The 22,374-nt window shown below is 70.1% G+C and carries 26 protein-coding genes; 10 read left to right on the top strand and 16 right to left on the bottom strand.

Annotated elements, in window-relative coordinates:
• Window positions 1–77: 77 nt before the first annotated feature.
• Window positions 78–1,037: a carbohydrate ABC transporter permease gene (locus tag AB0P25_RS09365; protein WP_363806861.1), complete on the bottom strand. Its 960-nt coding sequence runs from the start codon at window positions 1,035–1,037 to the stop codon at window positions 78–80.
• A complete protein-coding gene (locus tag AB0P25_RS09360) occupies window positions 1,034–2,068 on the bottom strand; it encodes an ABC transporter permease subunit (protein ID WP_363806859.1) in 1,035 nt (344 codons plus the stop codon). The genes AB0P25_RS09365 and AB0P25_RS09360 overlap by 4 nt, the downstream gene beginning before the upstream one ends.
• Before the next feature lie 190 nt (window positions 2,069–2,258).
• On the opposite strand from AB0P25_RS09360, the gene AB0P25_RS09355 reads away from it, so the two are divergent.
• Window positions 2,259–3,467 carry an ROK family protein gene (locus AB0P25_RS09355; RefSeq protein ID WP_363806857.1) on the top strand — a complete coding sequence of 403 codons (1,209 nt, stop codon included), beginning with the start codon at window positions 2,259–2,261 and terminating at the stop codon, window positions 3,465–3,467.
• 37 nt (window positions 3,468–3,504) lie between these two features.
• Here the strand turns inward: AB0P25_RS09355 and AB0P25_RS09350 are convergent, their stop codons facing one another.
• Genes AB0P25_RS09350 through AB0P25_RS09340 form a run of 3 tightly spaced genes read right to left on the bottom strand, consistent with a single transcriptional unit; the run spans window position 3,505 to window position 6,156 of the window.
• Window positions 3,505–4,062, bottom strand: a complete 558-nt coding sequence (locus AB0P25_RS09350) for a DUF5666 domain-containing protein (protein ID WP_363806856.1) — start codon at window positions 4,060–4,062, stop codon at window positions 3,505–3,507.
• Between the two features lie 23 nt (window positions 4,063–4,085).
• The gene (locus tag AB0P25_RS09345; RefSeq protein ID WP_363806855.1) at window positions 4,086–5,474 is read right to left on the bottom strand and encodes a HAMP domain-containing sensor histidine kinase; all 1,389 of its coding nucleotides are present in this window, start codon (window positions 5,472–5,474) and stop codon (window positions 4,086–4,088) included.
• The gene (locus AB0P25_RS09340; RefSeq protein ID WP_363806853.1) at window positions 5,467–6,156 is read right to left on the bottom strand and encodes a response regulator transcription factor; all 690 of its coding nucleotides are present in this window, start codon (window positions 6,154–6,156) and stop codon (window positions 5,467–5,469) included. Before AB0P25_RS09340 ends, AB0P25_RS09345 begins: the two co-directional genes overlap by 8 nt.
• A 110-nt stretch (window positions 6,157–6,266) precedes the next feature.
• Between AB0P25_RS09340 and AB0P25_RS09335 the strand changes: the two genes are divergently transcribed.
• The gene (locus tag AB0P25_RS09335; RefSeq protein ID WP_363806852.1) at window positions 6,267–7,223 is read left to right on the top strand and encodes a DUF1996 domain-containing protein; all 957 of its coding nucleotides are present in this window, start codon (window positions 6,267–6,269) and stop codon (window positions 7,221–7,223) included.
• 56 nt (window positions 7,224–7,279) lie between these two features.
• Window positions 7,280–7,768, top strand: coding sequence for a YajQ family cyclic di-GMP-binding protein (locus tag AB0P25_RS09330; protein ID WP_363806851.1), 489 nt, complete (start codon window positions 7,280–7,282; stop codon window positions 7,766–7,768).
• Here AB0P25_RS09330 and AB0P25_RS09325 read toward each other — a convergent pair.
• The 5 genes from AB0P25_RS09325 to AB0P25_RS09305 all read right to left on the bottom strand — a co-directional run bounded on the left by AB0P25_RS09325 (window position 7,755) and on the right by AB0P25_RS09305 (window position 12,701).
• Entirely contained in the window at window positions 7,755–8,747 is a 993-nt protein-coding gene (locus tag AB0P25_RS09325) for an alpha/beta hydrolase (protein ID WP_363806850.1), read from the bottom strand. The two genes, AB0P25_RS09330 and AB0P25_RS09325, sit on opposite strands and share 14 nt — an antisense overlap.
• Before the next feature lie 9 nt (window positions 8,748–8,756).
• Window positions 8,757–10,139 carry an FAD-dependent oxidoreductase gene (locus AB0P25_RS09320; protein WP_363806848.1) on the bottom strand — a complete coding sequence of 461 codons (1,383 nt, stop codon included), beginning with the start codon at window positions 10,137–10,139 and terminating at the stop codon, window positions 8,757–8,759.
• Window positions 10,140–10,169: 30 nt separating this feature from the next.
• Window positions 10,170–11,225, bottom strand: a complete 1,056-nt coding sequence (locus tag AB0P25_RS09315; protein ID WP_363808047.1) for a polyprenyl synthetase family protein — start codon at window positions 11,223–11,225, stop codon at window positions 10,170–10,172.
• Window positions 11,226–11,245: 20 nt separating this feature from the next.
• A complete protein-coding gene (locus AB0P25_RS09310; RefSeq protein WP_363806847.1) occupies window positions 11,246–12,250 on the bottom strand; it encodes a demethylmenaquinone methyltransferase in 1,005 nt (334 codons plus the stop codon).
• A gap of 64 nt (window positions 12,251–12,314) precedes the next feature.
• On the bottom strand, window positions 12,315–12,701 hold the full coding sequence (locus AB0P25_RS09305) for a hypothetical protein (protein ID WP_363806846.1): 387 nt from the start codon (window positions 12,699–12,701) through the stop codon (window positions 12,315–12,317).
• Window positions 12,702–12,827: 126 nt separating this feature from the next.
• Between AB0P25_RS09305 and AB0P25_RS09300 the strand changes: the two genes are divergently transcribed.
• Complete coding sequence (locus tag AB0P25_RS09300) at window positions 12,828–13,682, top strand: polyphosphate kinase 2 family protein (RefSeq protein ID WP_363806845.1); 855 nt, start codon at window positions 12,828–12,830, stop codon at window positions 13,680–13,682.
• On the opposite strand, the gene AB0P25_RS09295 is transcribed toward AB0P25_RS09300, so the two are convergent.
• The gene (locus AB0P25_RS09295) at window positions 13,683–14,909 is read right to left on the bottom strand and encodes an isochorismate synthase (protein WP_363806843.1); all 1,227 of its coding nucleotides are present in this window, start codon (window positions 14,907–14,909) and stop codon (window positions 13,683–13,685) included.
• A gap of 157 nt (window positions 14,910–15,066) precedes the next feature.
• On the opposite strand from AB0P25_RS09295, the gene AB0P25_RS09290 reads away from it, so the two are divergent.
• Together AB0P25_RS09290 and AB0P25_RS09285 are read left to right on the top strand one after the other, a co-directional pair.
• The gene (locus AB0P25_RS09290; protein ID WP_363806842.1) at window positions 15,067–15,735 is read left to right on the top strand and encodes a GntR family transcriptional regulator; all 669 of its coding nucleotides are present in this window, start codon (window positions 15,067–15,069) and stop codon (window positions 15,733–15,735) included.
• Window positions 15,735–16,436 (top strand): GntR family transcriptional regulator, encoded by a 702-nt coding sequence (locus AB0P25_RS09285; RefSeq protein ID WP_363806841.1) that lies wholly within the window; start codon window positions 15,735–15,737, stop codon window positions 16,434–16,436. The genes AB0P25_RS09290 and AB0P25_RS09285 overlap by 1 nt, the downstream gene beginning before the upstream one ends.
• 4 nt (window positions 16,437–16,440) lie before the next feature.
• On the opposite strand, the gene AB0P25_RS09280 is transcribed toward AB0P25_RS09285, so the two are convergent.
• The 4 genes from AB0P25_RS09280 to AB0P25_RS09265 form a co-directional block, all read right to left on the bottom strand.
• Window positions 16,441–16,707, bottom strand: a complete 267-nt coding sequence (locus AB0P25_RS09280) for a glutaredoxin family protein (RefSeq protein ID WP_363806840.1) — start codon at window positions 16,705–16,707, stop codon at window positions 16,441–16,443.
• Window positions 16,708–16,799: 92 nt separating this feature from the next.
• Window positions 16,800–16,898: an AURKAIP1/COX24 domain-containing protein gene (locus tag AB0P25_RS09275; protein ID WP_003792170.1), complete on the bottom strand. Its 99-nt coding sequence runs from the start codon at window positions 16,896–16,898 to the stop codon at window positions 16,800–16,802.
• A 70-nt stretch (window positions 16,899–16,968) separates the two neighbouring features.
• Window positions 16,969–17,181 (bottom strand): helix-turn-helix domain-containing protein, encoded by a 213-nt coding sequence (locus AB0P25_RS09270; RefSeq protein WP_363806839.1) that lies wholly within the window; start codon window positions 17,179–17,181, stop codon window positions 16,969–16,971.
• Between the two features lie 37 nt (window positions 17,182–17,218).
• Window positions 17,219–17,644, bottom strand: coding sequence for a metalloregulator ArsR/SmtB family transcription factor (locus AB0P25_RS09265; RefSeq protein WP_363806837.1), 426 nt, complete (start codon window positions 17,642–17,644; stop codon window positions 17,219–17,221).
• 83 nt (window positions 17,645–17,727) lie between these two features.
• Between AB0P25_RS09265 and AB0P25_RS09260 the strand changes: the two genes are divergently transcribed.
• Complete coding sequence (locus tag AB0P25_RS09260; protein ID WP_363806835.1) at window positions 17,728–19,164, top strand: potassium transporter TrkG; 1,437 nt, start codon at window positions 17,728–17,730, stop codon at window positions 19,162–19,164.
• Window positions 19,157–19,828 (top strand): TrkA family potassium uptake protein, encoded by a 672-nt coding sequence (locus AB0P25_RS09255; RefSeq protein WP_363806834.1) that lies wholly within the window; start codon window positions 19,157–19,159, stop codon window positions 19,826–19,828. Before AB0P25_RS09260 ends, AB0P25_RS09255 begins: the two co-directional genes overlap by 8 nt.
• A 12-nt stretch (window positions 19,829–19,840) precedes the next feature.
• Here AB0P25_RS09255 and proC read toward each other — a convergent pair whose 3' ends face one another.
• Window positions 19,841–20,686 (bottom strand): pyrroline-5-carboxylate reductase, encoded by an 846-nt coding sequence (gene proC, locus AB0P25_RS09250; RefSeq protein ID WP_363806833.1) that lies wholly within the window; start codon window positions 20,684–20,686, stop codon window positions 19,841–19,843.
• 23 nt (window positions 20,687–20,709) lie between these two features.
• Between proC and AB0P25_RS09245 the strand changes: the two genes are divergently transcribed.
• Together AB0P25_RS09245 and AB0P25_RS09240 are read left to right on the top strand one after the other, a co-directional pair.
• Window positions 20,710–21,672 (top strand): cation diffusion facilitator family transporter, encoded by a 963-nt coding sequence (locus AB0P25_RS09245; RefSeq protein ID WP_363806832.1) that lies wholly within the window; start codon window positions 20,710–20,712, stop codon window positions 21,670–21,672.
• Entirely contained in the window at window positions 21,669–22,370 is a 702-nt protein-coding gene (locus AB0P25_RS09240; RefSeq protein WP_363806830.1) for a glutamine amidotransferase, read from the top strand. The genes AB0P25_RS09245 and AB0P25_RS09240 overlap by 4 nt, the downstream gene beginning before the upstream one ends.
• Window positions 22,371–22,374: the final 4 nt, after the last annotated feature.

The following is a 22,374-nucleotide window of genomic DNA, read 5'->3' as shown; positions in this document are numbered from 1 at the left end:
GTTCCTCCTTTGGAACTTGGATTGCGTGACGGGTGTGCAGTGGTGGGTTCCGGGAAAGGGCGTGCGGTCGGCCGGGCTCAGCCCTTGACCGACCCGATGAGCACCCCTTTGTTGAAGTAGCGCGCGACGAACGGGTAGATGATGAGCACCGGGACGCTCGTGATGACGATCAGCGAGTACTTGAGCAGGTTCACCAGCTCCTGGTTCGACGCCTGGGCGGCCAGGTCGTTCGTTCCGCCGTTCGTGGCGTTGAGCACCAGGATGTTGCGGAGCACGAGCTGGAGCGGGAACAGGTCCGAGCTCTTCAGGTAGAGGAGTGCGTCGAAGTAGCCGTTCCACTGGCCGATCGCGTACATCAGCGCGATCACCGCGATCAGCGGCTTGGAGAGCGGGAGCACCATCGTCCACAGGAAGCGCCAGTCGCTGGCGCCGTCGAGCTCCGCCGCCTCGACCAGCTCGTCGGGGATGGCGGATCGGAAGAACGTCCGCGCGATGATGACCTGCCACACCGCGACCGCCTGCGGCAGGAGCAGCGCCCAGCGGGTGTCGAGCATCCCGAGGTTCTGCACGACCATGTAGGTCGGGATCAGGCCGCCGCTGAACAGCATGGTGAACAGCAGCAGCGACATGATCACGTTGCGGCCCATGAAGGTGCGACGCGACAGCGGCCAGGCGATGCAGACCGTGAGGGTCGTGCTGATCAGCGTGCCGGCGACCATGTAGAAGAGGGAGTTCGCGTAGCCGAGGAGCACCTGCGGGTCGGAGAGCACCGTCTGGTAGCCCTTGAGCGTGAAGTCGACCGGCCAGAGGAACACCTCGCCGGCGGTGACCGCGTGCGGCGACGAGAACGAGCTGGCCAGGATGTAGAGCAGCGGCAGGACGACGACCAGCACCGCCAGGATGAGGCCGAGGTAGATGACGACCAGCAGGGCGCGGTCGGTGGGCGACTCCCGGATGCGGCGCGGCTTGAACGAGCGCGGCTTCTGCTTCGCCACCCCGCGCACCTTCGGGCGGTCCGCCAGACGATCGATGGTCACCACAGTCCACTCCCACTCACGCGGCGTGCGACCCAGTTGACGACGAGGAGCAGCACGAGGTTGATCACGGAGTTGAAGAGGCCGACGGCGGTCGCCGTTCCGAAGTCGGCGTTGAGGATGCCCAGCTTGTAGACGTAGGTCGCGATGATCTCCGACTGGCCGAGGTTCAGCGGGTTCTGGAGCAGGAAGGCCTTCTCGAATCCGATCGCCATGATGTTGCCGACGCTCAGGATGAGGACGATCATCGCCGTCGGCATGATGCCCGGGATGTCGACGTGCCAGATCTTGCGGAGCCGGGAGGCACCGTCCACCTTCGCCGCCTCGTAGAGCGACGGATCGATCCCGGACAGCGCCGCCATGTAGATGACGGCCGAGTAGCCGGCGGTCTGCCAGACGTCCGACCACACGTACACGTGCCGGAAGTAGTCGGGGTCGCCGAGGAAGTCGGGCGACGGGACGCCGAAGAAGCCGAACACCTCGCTGAGGATCCCGAGCCGCGGCGCCATGATCAGGATCAGCATCGAGACCACGACGACCGTGGAGATGAAGTAGGGGGCGTAGGTGACCAGCTGCACCGTCTTCTGGAACCAGCGGTGGCGCACCTCGTTGAGCGCGAGCGCCAGGATGATCGGGATCGGGAAGCTCGCCAGCACCGCGTAGCCGGAGAGGATGAGCGTGTTGGACAGCAGCGTGGGGAACTGCGGGTTCTGGAGGAAGAGCTGGAAGTTGGTCCAGCCGGTCCACGGGCTCCCCCACACCCCGAGGACGGGGCTGTAGTCCTTGAACGCGATGATCGCGTTGGAGATGGGGATGTACTTGAAGATCACGAAGTACGCGAGCGGCAGGATCGTGAGCAGATAGAGCTGCCAGTGCCGCTTCCAGGCGATCCTCCAGCGCTGGCCGAGGCTCCTCTTGCGCCGGACCGGGGTGCGGGTGGCCCGCGTGTCCGCCGGTCGGGCCGGCTGTCGTCGTCCGCTCGCCGTCGCCGTCGGCGCTGGGGATACGCTGGTCGCGGTCGGGGCGCTCGTCACGCGAGCCGCCTCTCGTGGGTACTGCTCACCTTCGTCATCGAAGACTCCTGTAGATCCATCCGGCTTGTCCGAATCGAGTTACAGCAAAACCTATTTTTTTGCCGTTGTCAATAATTTGCTTCGGCTGCCCGATTCGCGTCCACAGAACGCCCCGTCGCATTTAGGACACGGCGTGCACTAACCTCGAGATGTGGGAGACAACACCGTCAGAGCAGAGCCGCGCGCCGTCGCCGCGCGCCGGCCGGCGCTGGGCACGGCGAAGTCGGCGGAGATCTTCACCCGCATCATCACCCACGGCCCGGTCAGCAGGCTGGACATCGGGCGCCTGACCGGACTGTCCCAGGCCAAGGTGACCAAGACGGTCAGCCCGCTCATCGAGAGCGGCTACGTCGCGGTCGGCGAGCACGCCGAGCACTCCTTCCCCGGGCGTCCCGTCCGCCCGTTGAGCGTCGTCCCCCGCTCCATGATCGCGGTCGGCGTGAAGGTCAACGAAGGCGAGATCTTCGCCGTGACCGTCAACCTGGGCAACGAAGTGCTCGGCTCCACCCGCCGCCGGCTCCGCAGCCACGACCCCGAGACCACGATCGCCGCGATCGTCGCCTCCGTCGACTCCCTGATCGACCAGCTCGGCGAGGACGCCGCGCACCTCACCGGCGTCGGCGTCTCGGTGTCGGGCGACATCGACACCAGCACGGGCACCGTCCGCCACTCCCCCCTGCTCGACTGGACCCAGGTCGCGCTCGGCAGCGAGCTGGAGGCGCGGCTCGGGCTCCCGGTGACGGTCGAGAACGACGTGCGCGCGCTCGCGAAGTCCGAGCACTGGTTCGGCGTCGGCAAGGACGCGAACTCGTTCGCCATCGTCACGATCGGCGCAGGCATCGGCTGCGGCATCTACGTGAACGGCGACGTGGTGGTCGGATCCCACGGCGTCGCCGGGGAGATCGGCCACCTCCCGCTCGCGTCGTCGGACGCGATCTGCGTGTGCGGGCGCCGGGGCTGCGTCGAGGCGGTGGCGTCCTCGCACGCCATCCTCGAGGCCGTCCGCAGAGGCCGCTCGGAGCCCGACCTCACCCTGGCGGACGCGATCCGCCTGGCGCACGAAGGCGACCCGGCCGCCGTCGACGCCTTCGAGCGCGCGGGCACCGCGATCGGCGCCGCACTCGCCGCCACCGTGAACCTGTTCGGCCCGGAGGTCGTGGTGATCGCCGGCGAGGGCGTGATGGACTACGACCTCTACGAGCGCCGCTTCCGCGAGGAGTTCCTGGCGCACGCGTTCGGCGCCGCGGCCAACTGCCGCCTGGTCGTCCGCCGCCACACGTTCACGGACTGGGCGCGCGGGGCCGCGGTGGCCTCCCTGCGCGAGGCGATCGCGGTGTCGGCCGGCTCACACGTCGAGTGACGGCCTGACGTCCTCGACGCGAGGCCGTCAGCCCTCGTCAGACGCTCGGTGCCGGAGTCGGTGGCGCCGTGTGCGCGTGCAGCGGAATGTGCACGATCCGCGTCGCCGTCACAGAGTCGCCGGACCGGGTGCCGAGCACGCCGATCCGGTCGCCGCTCGCGAACGAGTCCCGTGCAGCCGGCGACTTCTTCGTCCCGAACGCGGTCGACGAGGTGATCTTCACACTGACGGTCGTGCCCGACGCCGTCTTCAACGTCCAGGTGTCGCCGTTCACGGCCGTGAGCGTTCCCCGCGCGCCATGTTCCGCCTTCCGCTTGCCCGAGGCACCGGTGTGGGGGCCGGTCTTGTGCATCGCCGACTGCGCCGCCGGGGCGACGGCCGCGGTCTGCGTGCTCGCGACCGCCGCCGACACACCCCAGGCGGTTCCTCCCGCCACGACGATCACGGCCAGCGCGGCGGCGGCCACACCCACGCCGACGGCGTGACGGCGAAGGAAGGAGGGCGCGCTCTCGACGACGGGCTGCCGCTCGGCGCTGGATGCCGGAGCGCCGTGCGAGTCAGCTGCGGTGAGAGGTTCGGTGTCGTTGTTGTCCATAGCGCGAGCCTCGCAGCCCGATGTCAGCGCTCCGCGGGGGGAATGTAAGAGGACGGTAAGGAGACCGAGAAGGCCGCCCCGCCCTCGGGAGCGGCCTCGACTCGGAGGGAGCCGCCGAGCCGGGCGACCAGCCGTCGCGCGATCGAGAGGCCGAGGCCGGTCCCGACCGGTCGCACGTCGCGATAGCGCTCGTGGAGCGCTCCGCGGTCGAAGGCGACCTCGGCGTCCTCCGCGGTGAGCCCGGGTCCGCCGTCCCGCACCTCGATGAGGATGCCCGCTCGCTGTCCGCGCACCCCCACCACCAACGGAGCGCCCTCGGGAGTCGCGCGGAGCGCGTTCTCGATGAGGCCGTCCACGACCTGGCGCAGCCGCGCCTCGTCGGTCGACACGGACAGCGGCGCGTCCGGGATCTCCGCCCGCAGGCCGACGCCCGCGCGCACCGCAGCACCGCGCCACGCTTCGACAGCGCGCTCGACGGTCTCGCGCGGATCGAACCGCTGCGGGTCGAGGCGGAAGTCCTCCGCCTCCAGCCTGGCCAACTCGAGCAGGTCGTCGAGGAAGCGGCGCAACCGCTCGGCCTCGGCGGTCAGGGTGCCGCCGACGCGCGCGACCTCCTCGGCCGGGACCACGCCGTCGGCAAGCGCTTCGGCGTACCCGCGGATGGCGGTGAGCGGCGTGCGGATGTCATGCGACACGGAGAGCAGGAACTCGCGCTGCCGGTCCTCGCTGACTGTCAGCGCCGCATCCAGCCCGCGTAGTGCATGCGCGATGTCCTCGATCTCCGCCACGGGCTCGATCCGGATGGCGACGCCGCGACGCCCGGCCGCCAACTCCCGCGCACTCCCCGCGAGCCGGGTGAGCGGACGGCCCAGCCGCGTGGCGAGAAGCACCCCTGCGACGGATGCGACCGCCAGCCCGATCAGCAGCGCGACCGCCAGCCAGCGGATCAGCTCCGCATTCGCCGCGGCGATGTCCGCGACCTTCCGCACGCCGACCACACCTCCGCCGTCGACTGTCGGGATCCCGACGAGCACCGCATCCTTGCCGCCGAGGGTCGTCGTGCCGGACACGGTCCTCCCGGACTGCAGCCGGCGGACGACGTCCCCGCTGACCGACGCCCGTGCTGCCCCGGTGACCGTGCCGTCGGGATCGACGACGGCGAACCGGTCCCCCAGGGCGGCCAGCCTCGCCGCAGCCACGTGCGACCCCGTCTCGCGAGCACCCACGAGCGCTGTCGCCTGCGCCTTCAGCTGCTGCCGCGCCTGGTTCTCCGCCACGCCCTGCACCACCTGCAGGGCGACGATCCCGGTCACGAGGACGGCGATCAGGCTCACCGCGAAGGTGCCGAGCATGATCCGGAACCCGAGGGATGACCTCCACGGTCGCCGGAGCGCCGCTCCGCCCTCAGCCATCCTGGTCCGCCACGCTGTAGCCGACGCCGCGGACGGTACGGATCAGGTCGGCCGCCGCACCCAGCTTCACCCGGAGTTGTGCCACATGGACGTCGACGGTCCGGCTGCTGCTGTAGTCGGCGATCCCCCAGACGGAGGAGAGCAGCTGTTCGCGGGTGAAGACACGGCCCGGCTGCGACATCAGGTGTTCGAGCAGATCGAACTCGGTGGCGGTCAGCGCGACGGGAGCTCCGGCCACCTCCACGCGCCGCCGCGCCGGATCGAGCAGCACGGCGCCGACGCGCCGGGCCTGGGGCCCGCTGGGAGCGCTCGCTCGGCGAATCAGCGCGCGCACCCGGGCGACGAGCTCGCGCGGCGAGAACGGCTTGGTCAGATAGTCGTCCGCGCCGAGCTCCAGCCCCAGGATGCGGTCCACCTCGTCGTCCCGAGCCGTGACGAAGACCACCGGGGTCCAGTCGCCGCGAGCACGGAGCGTGCGACACAGCTCCAGGCCGTCCATGCCCGGAATGCCGATGTCGAGCACGATCGCCGCCGGCCGCAACCGCGCAACGGCGTCGAGGGCGCGGGCGCCGTCGGTCTCCACGTGGACGCCGAAGCCGCCGTTCGCGAGGTACATCCGCTCGAGATCGCCGATGGTCGGCTCGTCCTCGACGACCAGCACCAGGCCCTTCTCCTCGCCCACTCGTCCATCCTGCCGCCCGGCGGCCGACAGCGAGTGCAACGTGCAGACGCCTTACCGATTCTTTACATTCCGCTCTCACGTCCATGACGGGGATGCGGTGCACTGGCCGCATGACCGCACACCGCATCCGTCTCCGCGGGACCACCGCCCTCGCCGTCGGCGCCGTCGCCCTCCTCGTCCTCGCCGCGGGCACCGCCGCAGCTACCGCGGCCACCGTCACGGCCGCAACAGCCCCGCGGATCGCCACCGCCGGATTCCCGGCCGGCGGCACGAACCCCGGCATCTTCACCGATACGTGCGACCGAGCCTCCCGCGCGCCGAACGACCCGATCATGATGCCGGGCATGACGGGGATGTCGATGCAGCACGACTTCTTCGGCAACCGTGCGGTCACGGCGTCCTCGACCGCGGCCTCCCTCCGCGGCGGCACGACGACCTGCACGACGACGGCCGACGCATCCGCCTACTGGACCCCGGTCGTCTACCAGAACGGATCCCCGCTGACGCCCTCGCGCACCCTGCTGTACTGGCGGTCGCCGGCGAGCACAGCGTCCACGACCACCGCCATGCCGAGCGGGATCAGCCTCATCGCCGGCGACGAGACGGCGACAGCGCCGCAGAGCACATCGGTCGTCGACTGGACGTGCAGTATCAACCGGAACGATCCCCGCCCGAAGCGCGCGGATGCGCCCCACGACTGCCCGGCGGGGTCGCAGCTGCGGCTCGTCATCACGTTCCCCGACTGCTGGGACGGCCACACCCTCGACGGCCGTCAGCGTGGCGGCGCGGTCTACGAGACCGACGCGGGATGCCCGTCGTCGCATCCCATCCACATCCCGCAGATCGTGCTGCACGTCAGCTATCCCACCAGCAGCGGCAGCGGCATCACCCTCTCCACCGGCCCGAACACGCATGGGCCACCGGTGACGGGGCACGCCGACTTCGTCGACGGCTGGGACCAGCAGCGCATGGCGGCCGACACCGTGGCATGCGTGACGGCGCAGGTCCGCTGCGGGCCGGTGCGCGGCGCGGACGCCGTACCGCTCGGAGGCAAGGCCCGGGCGTGAGCGCGCAGACCCGTCACTCGTAGACTGGACCCACGCAACTCGGGAAGGACGGAACCATGGCAGACTCCTCGTTCGACATCGTCAGCAAGGTCGACAAGATGGAGGCGGACAACGCCGTCAACCAGGCCCGCAAGGAGGTGGACCAGCGCTACGACTTCAAGAACGTCGGGGCGTCGGTCGAGTGGAGCGGCGAGAAGGTGCTGCTGAAGGCCAACACCGAGGAGCGCGTCAAGGCGGTGCTCGAGGTGCTGGAGTCCAAGTTCATCAAGCGCGGCATCACCCTCAAGTCGCTCGACACCGGTGCTCCCTACCCGTCGGGCAAGGAGTTCCGCATCGAGGTCGGGCTCAAGAACGGCATCGAGCAGGACGCGGCCAAGAAGATCAACAAGATCATCCGCGACGAGGCGCCCAAGAGCGTCAAGTCGCAGATCCAGGGCGACGAGCTCCGCGTCAGCTCGAAGAGCCGCGACGATCTGCAGGCGACCATGGCGCTGCTCAAGAACGCCGACCTCGACGTCGCGGTGCAGTTCGTCAACTTCCGTTGAGGTAGCCGCGCATCCACCGCTCCACCGCCGCGTACGCCGCACGGCGGACGGGCGGAGCGGACAGGAACACGTCGTGCAGCGCGTCCGCGACCCACGACACGGTCACCGTCGGGGCGAGGCCCAGCGCGCGCTCGGCGATGTCGCGCACGACCAGCACGACGTCCGACTTCAGCATGTCGGGCGTCCAGTACGGCAGCAGGGTGGAGCGCGCCGACAGCAGCGTGAGCACGGGCGCGTCGATGTGCAGGCCTGCGGCGACGCGCGCGTGCCCGGCGAGCACGGCGGTCAGCCAGGCCGGGTGGACGCGGAAGCCGCGCACCGGACGCCAGGCCAGGTCGTAGTCCCACTCCCCGTCCAGGGTGCGTGACACGGTGCGGGTGTAGAAGCCGAGGTCGACGTTCGGCATGGCCGCCTTCGGATCGATGCGGGCGCGGAGGTCGACCAGCGGCGTCAACGCCGCCCGGCCGGCCGAGCGCGCCTGGAACTCCAGCCACGGGCTGTTCAGGATGAGCGCGTCGACCCGTCCGGGATGCCGGTCGGCCCACAGGCTCAGCGTCAGGCCGCCCGTCGAATGGCCGACGAGGATGAGGCGGCGGTGCCTGCGCGCGTCCTCCCCGTGGCCCATGGCGTCGAGGGCCGCCGCGATGTCCTCGTCGTAGACGGCGAGGTCGTCGACGAAGCCCGGCGTCTGCCCCTCACGCAGACTGCGGCCGTACTTGCGCAGGTCGAGCGCGTGAAAGCGCGCGCCCTGGTCGTGCCAGAACTGCGCCAGCTCGGTCTGGAAGAAGTAGTCCGACCACCCGTGCACGTACAGCACGTCGGCGTCGGCGGCCGGCCCGCGGTGCAGGTGGAGTCGCGGGGGCGGCGAGTAGCGCACCAGGGTGGCGACGACCTCCCCCTCGGCGTCCTGTCCGAGCGGCAGGGTGAGTTGCTCGAACGGCGCTCCGAGGATGTCCGGGCGCCATTCGTGCGTCGTCATAGCCCTGGGCTACTCGCCGCGTCCGCTCACGGCCGGCTGTCCGTTCGAGACGCGGACCATCTCGTCGCGCGGCACCACCTTGATGCGTGCCCGGCCCTGCTCGGCGCCGAGCGACTGCTCGTGCGCATCGAGGTTGTGCCAGCCGTCGAGGTTCGTGTATTCCACACCTCGCTCGCGCAGCAGGTTCTCCACAGATTCCTCGGAGGGGTCGGCGGGAGACCACCAGTTGCCCTGATCGTTGATCACATGCTTGATCGTCTCCATCGCATCCGACTTCGTGTGACCGATGAGTCCGACCGGACCGCGCTTGATCCACCCGGTCGCGTACACGCCGTACATGCGCTCGTTGTCGCCCTTGCGCAGCACCTGGCCCTCGTGGTTGGGGATGACGCCGTGCTTGCGGTCGAACGGGATGCCGGGCAGCGGCGAGCCGAAATAGCCGACGGCCCGGTAGATCGCGTCGATCTCGAGCTCGCGGATCTCGCCGGTCCCGCGCACGCCGCCCTCGCCGTCCGGCTCGGTGCGCTCGTACCGGAACGCACGGACGTTGCCGTGGTCGTCGCCCACGACCTCGAGCGGCTTGGCGTAGAAGTGCAGGTGCAGGCGGCGGGAGGCGGACCCCACCTCGCGCTGCCGCCACTGCTGCAGGACGCGGTCGATGACCATGACCTGCTTGTTGCTCGCGATCGCGGCCTTGGACTGCTCGTCGTAGTCGAAGTCCTCGTCGTACAGGATCATGTCGACGTCGCGCAGCTCGCCCAGCTCCCGCAGCTCCAGCGGGGTGAACTTCACCTGTGCGGGGCCGCGGCGGCCGAACACGTGGACGTCCGTCACGGGCGAGCTCTTCAGCCCCTCGTAGACGTTCTTCGGGATCTCCGTCGGCAGCAGGTCGTCGGCGTGCTTGGCGAGCATGCGGGAGATGTCGAGCGCGACGTTGCCGTTGCCGATGACGGCCACCGACTTCGCCTCGAGCGGCCAGGTGCGCGGCACATCCGGGTGTCCGTCGAACCAGCTGACGAAGTCGGCGGCGCCGTAGGAGCCGTGGAGCTCGATGCCCGGGATCTCGAGGTCGGCGTCGCGGACGGCGCCCGTGGCGAAGATGACGGCGTTGTAGTGGCGCTTGAGGTCGTCGAGCGTGATGTCCTTGCCGTACTCCACGTTGCCGAAGATGCGGATGTCACCGCGGTCGAGCACTTCGCGGAGAGCGGTGATGATGCCCTTGATGCGCGGGTGGTCGGGGGCGACGCCGTAGCGGACCAGGCCGTAGGGGGCCGGCAGCTGCTCGAACAGGTCGATCGAGACGTCGAAGCCGCGCTCGGCCTTCAGCAGGATGTCGGCGGCGTAGATGCCCGCCGGGCCGGCGCCGACGATGGCCAGTCGCAGTTTGGTCATTCGTTGATTCCTTCTGGTGTTCCGTACGGCTCAGCTGGAGCGCTCGACGATGGTGTCCGCGAAGCGGACGAGGGCCTTCTTCACCGGGCCGTCCGGCAGGGGCGCCAGGGCCTCCACCGCCTCGCGGGCCCAGCGGTGCGCCTCATCCAGCGTCTGGCGCGTCACGTCGTGCTCGCGCAGCGCCGCGATCGCGTCCATGGCGGCGGGAGTGACCTCGCCGTCCTCGGCCGAGCCGATCACGTCGCGCTCGAGGCGTTCGAGCAGAGCGGCGGCGTCCGCGTCGGAGGCGGCGCGCTCGCGGAGCCGCAGCACAGGGAGCGTGGCGACGCCGGCGCGGAGGTCGTTGCCGGGGGTCTTGCCGGTCTCGGCGACGCCCTGGCCGGAGAGGTCGATCACGTCGTCGATGAGCTGGAAGGCGACGCCGATCTTCTCGCCGAAGATCACCACCGGCTGCTCGTAGGCGGTCGGCGCGTTCGAGAAGACGACGCCCATCTGGGCGGCGACCGCGATGAGGGAGCCGGTCTTGTCGGCGAGCACCTGGATGTAGTGCTCGACGGGGTCCTCACCGTCCTGCGGGCCGATGGTCTCGTGCAGCTGCCCCAGGCACAGCCGCTCGAACGTGTCGGCCTGGAGCTGGATGGCGCGCTCGCCCAACGCCGAGACGAGCTTGCTCGCACGGGCGAAGAGCAGGTCGCCGGTCAGAACGGCGACCGAGTTGCCCCAGACGAACTGAGCGCTCGGGACCCCCCGGCGCATCTGCGAGTCGTCCATGACGTCGTCGTGGTAGAGCGAGGCGAGGTGCGTGATCTCGACGGCCTCCGCGGCCTGGATCACGTCCGCGTTGGTCCCGCCGCCCAGCTGGGCGGCGAGGAGGGTGAGCATCGGGCGGACGCGCTTGCCCCCGGCCTCCAGCAGGTAGCGGGCGGTGACGTCGGCGAGGCCGTCCGCGAAGTGCATCTCGCGGTGCAGGCCCTCCTCGACCAGGGCGAGGCCGTCGTCGACGGCGTTGGCCAGCTCGCGGTCCTCACCGCGGACGAAGATCCGCTCGGTGAAGCCCAGTTGGCCGGTCAGCGACGGACGCCGCACGGCCGGGACACTTCGTGGCACTACTCCCCCTCGGACGGGACGGTGGACGCAGAGGATTCGGAACCGGCGGAGCCGCCGGATGCCGGGTCGGCCTTCGGCTTCGCGGCGGGCTTCGGCTTGGGCGCGGTCGCGGGCTTGGGCGCGGCCTTCGGCTTCGGCGTGGCCTTCGGCTTCGGCGTGGCGGCCGAGGCCGCGGGCTTGGTCGTCGTGGACGCAGTCGGCTTGGTCGTCGTGGACGCGGTCGGCTTGGGCTTCGCGGCCGCCTTCGGCTTGGCCGCCGCCTTAGGCTTCGGCGCCGGCGGCTCCTCCACCACGGCCGGACGCTCCGGCTTGAAGCCGCGGTGCAGCGCCACGATGCCCGCCGTCAGGTTGCGGTACGCCACGCGCTCGAACCCCGCCTCGCGCAGCCACGCCGCGAGCGCGCGCTGGTCCGGCCACGCCTGGATCGACTCCATCAGGTATTCGTACGCGGCCGGGTTCGAGCTGGCCACGCGGGCGAGCACCGGCATCCCGTACTTGAGGTACGCCGAGTATCCGGCGCGAACCGGGGAGAGAGGAGGCTGCGAGAACTCGCACACCACGACACGGCCGCCCGGCTTGACCACGCGGTAGAACTCGGCGAGCGCCTTCTTCGGGTCGACGATGTTGCGGAGGCCGAAGGAGATCGTCACGGCGTCGAACGAGTCGTCCTCGAACGGCAGCGCCGTGGCGTCCGCCTGGACGAAGCGGACGAACGGGTTGTCGGCCTGGCGCTGCCGGCCGACCTCGATCATCCCCTCGGAGAAGTCGGCGGCGACGACCGAGGCGCCGTTGCGGGCGAGCGACGCGCTCGACGTGCCGGTCCCGGCCGCCACGTCGAGGATGGTCTCGCCGGCGCGCGGGTCGACGGCACGCGTCGTCGCCACGCGCCACAGCGCCGCATTGCCCACCGACAGGACGGCGTTGGTCCGGTCGTAGCGCGTCGACACCTGGTCGAACATGGCGGCGACCTGGGCGGGCTGCTTGCTGAGGTCGGCCTTACTCACTCCACCAGCTTAGGCTGCGGCGTCGGACCGTTGCAGTCAGGGGCCCCGAACGCACGCCGAACGCTCAGAACCGCTGCCCCAGCGCTTTCGCGCGCAACGCGTCGAACTCGCCCTTGCTGATGACCCCCTGGTCGAGCAACGTCTGCGCCTGCTGGATGTCCGAGGCCGGCGTCGCGGACGGCGTCGGGTTCTGGCCCCAGCTGTCGTCCTCGGGCACCGTCGCGTTGCGCGCCATGTTCCGCTCCGCCATCCCGCGCCCCCGCGCGATCAGGTAGACGAGCACCGCGAACACCGGGAAGAACACCAGGAAGATCACCCACAGCGCCTTCCACCAGCCGTTCAGCGTCGGGTCGCGGAACAGGTCCACCAGGACCAGGAACAGCAGCATCAGGAACGCGACGAACGCGAAGATCCAGAAGGTGTACAGGAACACACTCCAGAACGTGTCCATTTGAGGCCCCTCTCATCGCGCACACCGTAGTGCGGCGCACCTGCGCTCGGCTAGCGGGCATTTTCGGCCGGGCCACCGTGGTCGCGGCGGGGCTACCATGGGCGTCCCGGCGACGAGGAGGCGGCGATGGGCGACCACGCGAACTGGACAGACGATCCCTACGACCTGCTGCGGGTGAAGCCCGGCTTCCGCCTGGCCGACCAGCCCACGGATGCCACCCCGGGGTTCCGCGGAGACAAGAAGGACGGCGAGAAGGTCCTCGCCGACGACGCCGGCGTGCTGGCCGACCTCCAGGAGCAGCTGTTCGCCTGCGGCAGGGAGGGGGAGCCGCGCTCCGTCCTGCTCGTCCTGCAGGCCATGGACACCGCGGGCAAGGGCGGCATCGTGTCCCACGTCATCGGGTCGATGAACCCGGGCGGCGTGCACTACGCGGGATTCGGCAAGCCGACGCCCGAGGAGCTTGCGCACGACTTCCTGTGGCGGATCTGGCGGGAGGTCCCCGCGGCGGGACAGGTCGGCGTGTTCGACCGGTCGCACTACGAGGACGTCCTCATCGGCCGTGTCCGTCAGCTCGCCCCGCCGGAGGAGCTGGAGCGGCGCTACGGCGCGATCAACGCCTTCGAGAAAGAGCTGGCGCAGTCCGGCACCACGGTGATCAAGGTCATGCTCCACCTCGGCAAGGACGAGCAGAAGAAGCGACTGACGTCGCGGCTGGAACGCCCCGACAAGTACTGGAAGTTCAACCCGGCCGACGTCGACGAACGCCTGCTCTGGGACGACTATCAGGAGGCCTACCAGATCGCACTCGACCGGACCGCGTCGGCCTACGCGCCGTGGTTCGTCGTCCCCGCCGACCACAAGTGGTACGCCCGCGCCGCGGTGCAGCAACTGCTCATCCGGGCCCTGTCCGAGCTGAACCTCGAGTGGCCGAAGCCCGACTACGACGTGCAGGAGCAGCTGCGCCGGCTCGCGGAGTCCTGACTAGCCGAACGCCTCGACGATCGGGCGGAACTTCATCGTCGTCTCGGCGAGCTCCCGGTCGGGGTCCGAGTCCGCGACGATGCCGGCCCCCGCGTACGCGGTGAGGTCGCCGCTCGCGTCGACCTGGGCGCAGCGGAGCGCGATCGCCCACTCGCCGTCCCCGTCGCCGCCGACCCAGCCGACCGGACCGGCGTAGCGCCCGCGGTCGAAGGGCTCCAGCTCGCGGATGAGCGCGAGCGCTTCCGTCCGCGGGGTGCCGGCGACCGCTGCGGTCGGGTGCAGCGCCGCGGCCAGGTCGAGGGAGCTCGACCCGTCGCTCAGCATCCCGGCGATGTCGGTGGCGAGGTGCCAGAGGTTGGGTAGCTTGAGAGTGAACGGCTCATCGCTCGCGGCGAGGTCGGCGCTGTGCGGGCGCAGGGCATCCATCACGCTGGTGACCGCGTAGCGGTGCTCGCCCTGGTCTTTGGCGCTGGCGACCAGCTCGGCCGCCGCCGCCGCGTCCTGCGCGGCGTCGGCGCCGCGCGAGATGGTCCCGGCGAGAACTCGGGCCGTGACGGTCCCGTGGTGCACGCGCACCAGCGTCTCGGGCGACGAGCCGACGAGCCCGTCGACCGCGAAGGTCCAGCAGTCCGGATAGCCCAGCGCGAGGTCGACGAGCGCCCGGCGCAGATCGGATTCGACGGGCAGGTGGCCGCGCAGATCGCGGGCCAGCACCACCTTCGAGAGGTCGTCCTCGCGGATGCGCTCGACCGCGCTCGCCACCGCGGACCGGTAGCCGTCGCCGCCGAGCTGCCCCGGCAGGAGGCTGAGGCGGTACTCGTCGCCGAAGGGGGTCGGGCGGGGCAGCGCCGGCACGACCGGGTCGCCGGCGCGGCGGATGCGCGTGACCCAGCTGCGGCTGCCGCGGCGACCGATGACCACCTCGGGGACGATCAGGGTGCTCGTCGCCGCGCTCTCGTCGTCGAACGCGAAGGTGCCGAAGGCGACGAGCCCGGTGCCGGGGGTGCGCACGGCGTCGTCGACCGCGGCCGCCGCGGCGACCTCGCGCCACGCGGCCGACGCCTGCTCGATCCGATCCGGCCCGGTGAACTCGAGCCGCAGCACTTCGCCGATGCCGGCCATTCCCTCTCCCTTGCGCAGCCACACGAGGGGCGTGCGGGAGTCGAGGAAGGGGATGAGCTGGCGGACGTCATCGAGGGGTGCGGTCTCGGCCTCGAGGACCGTCACGCCAGTCTCCCGCCGAGCGGTCGGGGCTGATCTCACCGGACCAGCCTACGCCCGCCGGACTGAGCGCCCGGTGGGGGAAGGATGTGCATGGGATGCACGCCTTCGACACCCGGTACATCAGCGCCCGACCTGAGCGACCGGGATGTAACATTCATCTATGCCCGTGCCCGTGACCGGAGCCGCCAGCCCACGGCGGCTCATCCGCGACGAAGTCTTCGTGCGCCTCCTCGACGCGATCGTCGACGGCGACCTCCTCCCCGGCGAACAGCTCTACGACGCCGAGATCGAGCGATGGGTCGGCGTCTCGCGCACGCCGGTGCGCGAAGCCCTCAACCAGCTCGCCACGATGGGCCTGGTCGAGATCCTGCCGCAGCGGCGCACCCGGGTCACCCCGATCGAGCCGGAGCGGCTGCGCGACCTCATCGCCACCGTCGGCGTGCTCGTCGCCGGTGTCGTCCGGGACGCGACGCCGCTGCTGACCGACGCCGACCGCGACGAGCTCCGGTCGGCCGCCGACGGCGACCCCGCCTCCGTCGTCCGCACCGGGCTGTCGGCCGACGGCTTCCTCGGCGTCTTCGTCCGGCGCCTCGACAACGGCACGGTCGCACGCCTGCTCAAGCGGCACCTGCCCGAGGTGCAGCGAGCCCTCAACGCCGCCCCCTCGGATGCCGCCTTGCAGAAGGCCCGTTCCTCCGTGTCGGCCCTCGCCGACGCCGCCGTGGCGGGCAAGGCCGACAAGGCCGGCCGCGCCGCCACCGAGCTGTTCGACACCGCGCTGGTCACCCTCGCCGACGAGTTCGCCGCATCCCAGAAGGAGAGCCGCTGATGCCGCTTCCCGCGAACGACACCGCCCCCGTCGAGCGCCGGCTGCTGCGCGACGTCGTCTACACGCGTCTGTACGACGGCATCCTCGACGGCACCCTGGAGCCGGGCGAGACCCTGCTCGACGAGAAGCTGACCGCGTGGCTCGGCGTCTCGCGCACGCCCATCCGCGAGGCCCTGATGAAGCTGGCCGACATCGGCCTCGTCGAGATGGCGCCCAACCGCTACACGCGGGTCGCTCCGATCGACCTCAAGGCGATCGACGAAGCCATCTACGCCACCGGTCTGCTGCACGAGCACGCGGCGCGCACGATCGTCCCGACGCTCGACAACGCGGCGGTGACGAAGCTCGACAAGGCGCAGAAGGCGGCGCGCAAGGCCGCCAAGGCACGTGACCTGCCCGGGCTCGGCCACGCCTTCAACGACTTCTTCCTCGAGCTCGAGCGCGCCGGAGACAACGACGTGCTCGTCGCCATGAGCGAAGGGCTGAGCCCGCAGCTGCTCCGGTACATCTCCGCGTGGCATACGCCGTTCGGCATCGACGACCTCCCCGAGGCCCTGGCGGGCATCGCGGCGGCGGCGAAGGACCGCGACGGCGCGAAGGCCGGCGACCTGGTGAAGGCGCTCTACGCGGCGCCGCTCACGCAGTTCCTCGCCGACTACCGCCGGAACGACGCCGACATCGAGCGCACGCCGGTCTTCTGATCGGTCAGGACGCGGCGTCCAGCAGGGCGGTGCGCAACCGGGACGGGTCCACCCGCCAGTACGTGTGGACGCGGCCGTCGATGAGCACGACCGGGATCTCCTCTACGTACTTCTCGTAGAGCTCGGCATCCTGGAGGATGTCGCGCTCCTCGACGCCGACCTCCGGCTCGCCGGACGGCAGGTCGGCGATCACGCCGCGGATGACCTCCCTCGCGTCGTCGCAGAGGTGGCAGCCCGGTTTGCCGATGAGGGTCAGGGAGACGCTGGACACGTCTCCACTCTAAGCACAGGAGACAGCAGGAAGAGGACACAGCAAAAAGCGCCGGGCCGATCGGACCGACGCTTGAGCTGCAGGCCGGAGGCCTACTTCTTGTTGCGACGCTGGTGGCGCGTCTTGCGAAGAAGCTTGCGGTGCTTCTTCTTCGCCATACGCTTGCGACGCTTCTTGATAACGGAACCCACGTGGACCTCACAAAGAATCAGGGGCATGCCGCGGGGCGCGCGGCGACACGAAGTGACAGTCTACCCGACGTCACGCCGAGTCCGCGACGCCGCCGTCGCGGACGGCGGCCGTCTGCAGCAGGTGCTCGACGGCGGACTCCGGAACACGGAACGATCGACCGAAGCGGATGGCCGGCAGTTCACCCGCGTGGACCATGCGATACACGGTCATGCGGGAGACGCGCATCATGTCGGCCACCTCGGCGACCGTCAAGAAGCGCACATCCTTCAGATCGTGTGCCATCGTGTCCCTTTCCTGACCGCCATGGTACCCGGAGCGGTCAGTCCCTGCGCCACTTCTTCGGCGTCACGCGCTCGGTCGCCGACGACATGCGGTGCCGGGTGTCGGCGAGCACCTTGCCGACCGAGCTCGCGAAGTCGCGGGTCTCCTGCGCCAGCCGGACGCTGAGCTCCAGGTCGTCGTCGGATGCCGTGAACGGAATGATCCAGTCCTCGACCGACTCGAGGGGCCGCGAATCGAGGCGGTAGTAGCGGTGCTGGCCCTCCTCACGCACGGCGACGAGCCCGGCCTCGCGCAGCACCTTGAGGTGCTTCGACACGGTCGGCTGGCTGAGCTCCAGGGTGGCCACGATCTCCGACACGGATATATCGCCCGCGGCATGCGTCGCATCCGAGCTGCGGTCCAGCAGCACGCGCAGGATCTCGCGCCGCGTCGGGTCGGCGATCACGTCGAAGATGTCGGCCATGTCCCCCAGGCTAGTCATTCCCCCGGCGCAGTACCATGTCCGAAGCCCGCCCCCGAAGAGGAAGACGACGGGAAGGACGCGACATGAGCACCACTCGGGCGGTCCGTGGCGGCGCCCTGACGTCCGTCGGACCGATCCGCGCCCTCATCAACGGCTTCGCGGCCCGCAGCCCCTCGCGGTTCGCGATCGTCGTGTTCGCGGCGCTGGTCCTGGTGTTCACCCTGCTGTTCTCGCTGCCGATCTCGTCCGCCGACGGGACGTGGACGCCGCTCGCGGACTCGCTGTTCACCGCCATGTCGGTCATCTGCGTGACCGGCCTCTCGACGGTCGACATGGCGACGCACTGGTCCTACTTCGGGCACATCCTGGTGTACCTCGGCGTGCAGATCGGCGCGGTCGGCGTGCTGACGATGGCATCCATCCTCGGGCTGATCGTGTCGCGCAAGCTCGGGCTGCGCGCCAAGCTCATGGCGGCCAGCGACAGCAACCCGCTGCGGGTCCACGCCGGGCCGGTCGCGGAAGGTCAGGCCGTCCGGCTCGGCGAGGTCGGCAAGCTGCTGACCACCGTCGCGCTGAGCATGGTCGTGATCGAGACGGGCGTCGCGCTGCTCCTGTTCCCGCGGATGCTGATCGCCGGCATCGACGTCGGCACTGCCGCGTGGGAGTCGTTCTACTACTCGGCGATGGCGTTCACGAACACCGGCTTCACGCCGAACGCCGAAGGCATCGACGCCTTCGCGACCGACTACTGGTTCCTCTCGGCGCTCATGGTCGGCGTGTTCCTCGGCGCGATCGGCTTCCCGGTTATCCTGGCCATCGCATCCAATCTCCGGAAGAAGCGGCGCAAGTGGTCCATCCACGTCAAGCTGACGCTGCTCACCTCGGTGATCCTGCTGGTGGCGGGGGCGGCGCTCTACATCATCCTGGAATACGACAACCCGAAGACGTTCGGCCGACTGGATGCCGGGCACACCGTCTTCCAGTCCTTCTTCCTCTCCACGATGGCGCGATCGGGCGGTTTCTCGACCATCCCGATCGACGACCTGCACGGGTCCAGCCTGCTCGTCACCGACATGCTGATGTTCATCGGCGGCGGGTCGGCGTCCACGGCGGGCGGCATCAAGGTGACGACGCTGGCCGTCCTTTTCCTGGCCGCTTTCGCGGAGGCCCGCGGGGTGGATTCGATGGATGCGTTCCGCCGCCGCATCCCGATCGACGTGCTGCGACTGTCTGTCGCCGTCGCCCTGTGGGGTGCGACCATCGTGGCGGTCTCGACCATCCTCATCCTGCAGATCACGAAGGCGCCGCTCGATCACGTGCTGTTCGACGTGATCTCCGGCTTCGCCACCTGCGGCCTGTCGACCGGCCTGACCGCGAAGCTCCCCGACGCCGGCATCTACATCATGGCCGCCACGATGTTCTGCGGGCGCGTTGGTACAGTGACACTCGCCGCCGCCCTGGCGCAGACCCAGCGTCGGCAGCTGTACACGAACCCCGAGGAGAGGCCGCTCGTTGGTTGACCGGATCAAGCACAACGCGCCCGTCCTCATCATCGGCCTCGGCCGCTTCGGCGCGGCGACCGCCGGTGAGCTCGACCGGCTCGGCCGCGAAGTGCTGGCGATCGACACGGACGCCGGGCTCGTGCAGAAGTGGGCGGACCGGGTAACCCACGCCGTGCAGGCGGATGCCCGCTCCATCGAGGGCCTCCGGCAGATCGGCGCGGAGGACTTCTCCATCGCCGTCGTCGCCGTCGGGTCGTCGATCGAGTCCAGCGTCCTCATCACGGCCAACCTCGTCGACCTGAAGGTGCCGCAGATCTGGGCGAAGGCCATCTCCAGGTCGCACGGCACCATCCTGGAGCGGATCGGTGCCAACCACGTCATCTACCCGGAGGCGGAGGCCGGCGAGCGGGTGGCGCACCTGGTGTCGGGCCGGATGCTCGACTTCATCGAGTTCGACGACGACTTCGCGCTGGTCAAGATGTACCCGCCGAAGCCGATCCGCGGCCTGCCTCTCGGCCAGTCGGGCGTGCGCTCGAAGCACAACATCACCGTCGTCGGCGTCAAGCCGCCCGGCCGCCCCTTCACCTACGCGACCGCCGACACCGTCGTCACCGACCACGACCTCGTCATCGTCTCCGGCGCCTCCGCCGACATCGAGCGCTTCGCCTCCCTCGAGTCCTGACCCCGCTCCGGGCTAGCCGGCGGCTAGTTCTCTGGCTCGGGCCAGGGCGGCGTCGGTGGCTCGGGCGAAGAGGGTGGGGAGGTCGGCATCGGCGAGGACCGCGATCGCGCGCTCGGTGGTGCCGTTGGGACTGGTGACGCGGCGGCGCAGCTCGGCCGGGTCCTCGCCGGAGGAGACGAGCAGCTGGGAGGCGCCGAGGAAGGTGCCGTTGACGAGCGTCGCGGCCTGCTCGGGGGTGAAGCCCTTCTTCACGGCGGCATCGGTCAGCGCCTCGATGAGGAGGAAGACGTAGGCGGGGCCCGAGCCGGAGATCGTGCTCAGCGCATCCAGCTGCGCCTCGGGCACCTCGACGACCTCGCCAACGGTCTCGAACAGGGCGCGCACGAGGTCCAGGTCGGACAGATCTGTGCGGGACCCGGCCGAGACCCCGGTCACAGCCCGGCCGACCACGGCGGGCGTGTTCGGCATCGCGCGGACGACCGACACAGAGTCTGGCAGCAGCGACTCCATGGTCGCCGCCGTCACACCGGCAGCCACGCTGACGACGACCGTCCCCGGCGCCAGCGAATCACCGATCTCGGCGAGCAGGTCGCGCACCATGGCCGGCTTCACCGCGACGAGCACCACCTGCGCGCCGTCCACCGCGAGCCGGTTCGCGTCCGCCTGCGTCTCGGTCGCGTACGCCGTCACGCCCGGCGTGCCGGCGAGCTCCGCCGCCTTCGCCTCCGACCGGTTGGTGACCCGGATGCCCGCGACCTGCACCCCGGGCGCCAGCAGCCCGCTCAGGATGGCGCGGCCCATCGAGCCCGCCCCCAGCATCGCGATCGTCGGAAGTGTCAACCTCTGCGCGTCGTCCATGGCTCCATCCTAGGATTGGGGCCATGAGCGCATCAGGTGGGACCAGGGCCATCGTCGCCGCCTTCGCGGCCAACCTCGGAATCGCCCTGACCAAGTTCATCGCCTGGTTCTTCTCCGGGTCGTCGTCGATGCTGGCGGAGGGCGTCCACTCGCTCGCCGACTCCGGCAACCAGCTCCTCCTGCTGCTCGGCGGCCGTCAGTCCCGTCGCAAGGCCGACCGCGAGCACCCGTTCGGGTACGGCCGCGAGCGCTACGTCTACGCGTTCGTCGTGTCGATCATCCTGTTCTCGGTCGGCGGCGTGTTCTCGATCTACGAGGGCGTCGAGAAGCTGACCCACCCGCACCCGCTCGAGAACGCGTGGCTGCCCATCCTCGTGCTCCTCATCGCCATCGCGCTGGAGTCCTTCTCGCTGCGCACCGCCGTGCATGAGTCGCGCCCGCACAAGAAGGGGATGACATGGCCGCAGTTCGTGCGCCGCGCCAAGGCCCCCGAGCTCCCGGTCGTGCTGCTGGAGGATGTGGCCGCCCTCACCGGTCTGGTGTTCGCCCTCCTCGGTGTCGGGCTGACCATCATCACGGGCAACAGCGTCTGGGACGGCATCGGGACGGTGCTGATCGGCCTCCTGCTGGTGGTGGTGGCGATCATCCTGGGCATGGAGACCAAGAGCCTGCTCGTCGGCGAGGGCGCGAGCGACCAGGATGTGGCGGCGATCGAGCAGGCCGTGACGTCGGGCGACGACGTCGAGCGCATCATCCACATGAAGACGCTGTACCTCGGGCCGGACGAGCTCATGGTCGCCGCGAAGCTCGCCTTCTCGGGCGAACACCGCCTGGCCGACGTCGCCGCCGCGATCGACGACGTCGAGCGCCGCATCCGCGAGGCCGTCCCCGCCGCCCGCGTCATCTACATCGAACCGGATGTGTGGGTCGACCCGAACGATCGGGCGCCCGCCACCGACACCATCGTCATCAAAGGACTCGAGTGACCCGCACCGCCGTCATCCTGCAGCACGACCCCAGCATCCACCTCGGCAACATCGGCCCGGTCCTCGTCGAGCACGGCTACGAGCTCCGGATCGTGGATGCGAGCACCGAGGACGTGAGGGCGATCGACCCCGCGGAGGCCGACCTGATCGTCGTGCTCGGCGGCGAGATGGGGGCCTACCAGACGGACGAGTTCCCGTTCCTGGAGGCCGAGAAGGATCTGCTCCGCGCCCGGATCGAGGCCGAGCGGCCGACACTCGGCGTGTGCCTCGGCGCGCAGCTCATGGCCGGGGCGCTCGGGCAGCGCGTGTACCGGGGTGACACCACCCAGATCGGTTACCGTCGCGTGGAGCCGACGGCGGCGGGGGTGGGCTCGCCCATCCGCCACTTCGACGGCGTCCCGGTCGTGGAGTGGCACGGCGACACGTTCGAGCTGCCCGAGCAGGCGACGCTGCTCGCGTCGTCCAGCGACTACTCGAACGAGGCGTTCGCGATCGGCGACTTCGCGCTCGCGGTGCAGTTCCACCCCGAGGTCACCGACGAGATGCACGAGGCGTGGGTCGCCGACGGGTACAACGAGCTGGACGAGCTGGCGATCGACCCGGAGGCGCTGCGCCGCGACCGCGAGCTGCACTCGGCCCGGATGCAGGAGGCGTCCCGCGCGGCCTTCTCGGAGTGGCTGAGCAGCCTCAAGAAGTAGGCGG

It is taken from the genome of Leifsonia sp. NPDC077715, from assembly GCF_040686855.1.
In the GTDB taxonomy this organism is placed as follows: Bacteria; Actinomycetota; Actinomycetes; order Actinomycetales; family Microbacteriaceae; genus Leifsonia.
This window is presented reverse-complemented; position numbering and strand designations above follow the sequence as displayed.